General features: G+C 62.5%; 3 protein-coding genes. All 3 read left to right on the forward strand.

Annotation, left to right across the window (positions count from 1 at the left end):
* Positions 1–363: 363 nt before the first annotated feature.
* Positions 364–762: a 5-carboxymethyl-2-hydroxymuconate Delta-isomerase gene (locus tag WCE35_RS21315; RefSeq protein WP_424595295.1), complete on the forward strand. Its 399-nt coding sequence runs from the start codon at positions 364–366 to the stop codon at positions 760–762.
* Between the two features lie 210 nt (positions 763–972).
* Positions 973–1,956, forward strand: a complete 984-nt coding sequence (gene hpaD, locus WCE35_RS21320; RefSeq protein ID WP_424595296.1) for a 3,4-dihydroxyphenylacetate 2,3-dioxygenase — start codon at positions 973–975, stop codon at positions 1,954–1,956.
* A gap of 32 nt (positions 1,957–1,988) precedes the next feature.
* On the forward strand, positions 1,989–2,613 hold a 625-nt coding region (locus WCE35_RS21325; RefSeq protein ID WP_424595297.1), incomplete at its 3' end, for a molybdate ABC transporter substrate-binding protein.

A 2,613-nucleotide genomic window follows, 5' to 3' on the forward strand; every position in this document is an offset into this window, starting at 1 on the left:
TCATCGGTGGCCAAACCCTGCTCCCGCGCCGGTTTTCATGACCGGCTTGGCGCGCACTTTGAACGAAAAATTGCGCGCGTGTCTATGGCTTCGACCGTCATCGGCCGGCAATTGCGATGATTTGCCCCGCCGCTATGCGTAGCGCCAGTAGCATCATGCAAATTTGCGCTCACTCCCCGGCGTCGGCAGGGCCTCCATCCGCCACCGCCATTGCCGAAAGGCCGCGCGCGAGCGCGGGCCGAGCATGTCCTGCAACACGGCGAGCTTGCGGGCACCATAATGCCGGGTGATTATGGTCGCTACGGCGTGGTGAGCTACTACTTCGCTTGACGCTTTCCGGCCAACCGCAGGAGTGATCCGGCCATGCCGCATTTCACGATCGAATACTCAGCCAATCTGGACACGCAGGTCGACATCGGGGCGGTGGTCGAACTGGTGCGCAAGGCCGCGGTCGAGACCGGCATTTTCCCGCTCGGCGGCATCCGCGTCCGCGCCGTCAAATGCGAGCACTATGCGATCGCCGACGGACGAAAAAGCTTCGGCTTTCTCGACATGGTGCTGCGGCTTGGCGAGGGCCGCGATCTCGTCACCCGCAAAAAGGCCGGCGAGCATATCTTCAAGGCGCTGTCCGCCTGTCTCGACCCGGTGTTCGCGAACAGCAAGTTCGCGCTGTCGTTCGACATGCAGATCAACGACAAGGAAACCAGCTGGAAGCGCAACAATATCCACGAAGCTTTGAACGTGGAGGCCGTTCTTGGATAGAGCCACGCCGAAATCGGCCGATATGTTTCAGGCCAACCGCGACCGCGCGGGACGCACAGGATACAGAGACCTGGAGTTTAACGTCAGCCGTCATTCCGGGGCGATGCGCAGCGTCGAGCCCGGAATCCATAACCGCGATCGGGAGTATGGATTCCGGGCCCTGCGCCAAGAGGCGCATCCCGGAATGACGAACTCAACCAAGGATACCGCATGCCCGTTCCACACCACGTCTTCGACCCGCCGTTCAACATCGTCCGGTGCAGCCACGTCGTGCTCGACGTCACGGATCTCGACGCCAGCTGCGAATTCTACCAAAACACCATCGGCCTGCATGTCGAGGATCGCGACGACAAAGCCGTGTATCTGCGCGGCAGCGAAGAGCACCAGCATCACTCGCTGGTGCTGCGCAAGGCGCAGGCCGCCGCCTGCAACCGGATGGGATTCAAGGTCGGCAATGACGGCGATCTCGACAAGGCGGCGGCGTTCTTTTCCGAGAGCGGCATCACTTATGCCTTCGCCGACCAGCCGTTCCAGGGCCGCACCTTGCAGTTCACCGACCCGTTCGGCTTCCGGATCGAGCTTTATGCGTCGATGCAAAAGCGCCCGCATCTGCTGCGGCGCTATGACCTCTACAAAGGCTGCCATCCGCAGCGGCTCGACCATTTCAACGTGTTCGCCGCCGAAGTGCAGGACACCATGGATTTCTATGCCCGGCTCGGCTTCCGCCTCACCGAATATGGCGAGGAAGACGGGCCGAACGGCCGCATCGCCGCGGCCTGGATGCATCGCAAGGGCAATGTGCACGATTTCGCCATCACCAACGGCAAGGGCCCTCGCCTGCACCATTTTGCCTATTGGGTGCCGACCGCGATGAACATCCTGCACCTCTGCGATGTCATGGCCTCCAGCGGCTTTTTGAAGAACATCGAGCGCGGGCCCGGCCGCCACGGCATTTCGAACGCGTTCTTTCTGTATGTCAGGGATCCCGACGGCCATCGCCTCGAGCTCTACACCAGCGATTACTTTACCGGGGACCACGACCACGAACCGCAGCGCTGGTCGCTGAAGGACCCGCGCCGGCAGACGCTGTGGGGCGCGCCGGCGCCGCGATCCTGGTTCGAGCAGGGTTCGCTGTTTTCGGGACAGGCGGTGCGCGAACCGCTGTTTGTCGCCGACGTCACGATTGCGGATTAGGCTTTGCAAGTTCCCTCAGATTGGAAGTCGCCATGAGCAAGCCACGCAATTTAACCGCATCGGCCCTGGGCCTTGCGCTCGTCACCTCGCCGATCGCAGCGGTTGAGGGTGCTGAACTGAAAGTCATCGCGGGCGGATCGATGACCGCTTCGCTCAATCAGCTCGGCGCTGAATTCGAGAAGACCAGCGGCCACAGGCTTTCCATCCATTTCGATTCCACCCCCAACATCATCACGCGGGTGACCTCGGGCACGCCGTTCGACCTTGCCGTGGTCCCGGTCGATGTGTTCAGGGATGACGCCGCTAAAGCCCGCTTCGCCGCCGGGCCGACCGTCGATATCGCCCGCGTCGGCTATGGCGTCATCGTGCGCGCAGGCGCGCTCAAGCCCGATCTATCCACATCAGACGCGTTCAGGAAGGCCATGCTCGACGCGCGATCGATTGCGTTCCTGCCGGCCAGCGCCGCCGGCGCCTATGTGACAAAAGTGTTCGAGCGCCTCGGCATCGCCGAAGAAATGAAAGCCAAAACAAAAGTTCAGGCCGCCCCTGCGCAGATCGCGCCGGCCGTCGCCAGTGGTGACGCCGAACTCGGCGTGTTTCTCACCAACGTGCTGATCGCGCCCGGCGTCGAACCGGCCGGCCCCTTCCCGGCCGAAC

Origin of the sequence: Bradyrhizobium sp. (genome assembly GCF_049691595.1) — a bacterium.
Classification (GTDB): domain Bacteria; phylum Pseudomonadota; class Alphaproteobacteria; order Rhizobiales; family Xanthobacteraceae; genus Bradyrhizobium.

What these genes read in the sequence shown, in the direction of transcription:
- WCE35_RS21315 (WP_424595295.1), top strand. Translation starts at nt 364, where the DNA reads ATGCCGCATTTCACGATCGAATACTCAGCCAATCTGGACACGCAGGTC.
- hpaD (WP_424595296.1), top strand. Translation starts at nt 973, where the DNA reads ATGCCCGTTCCACACCACGTCTTCGACCCGCCGTTCAACATCGTCCGG.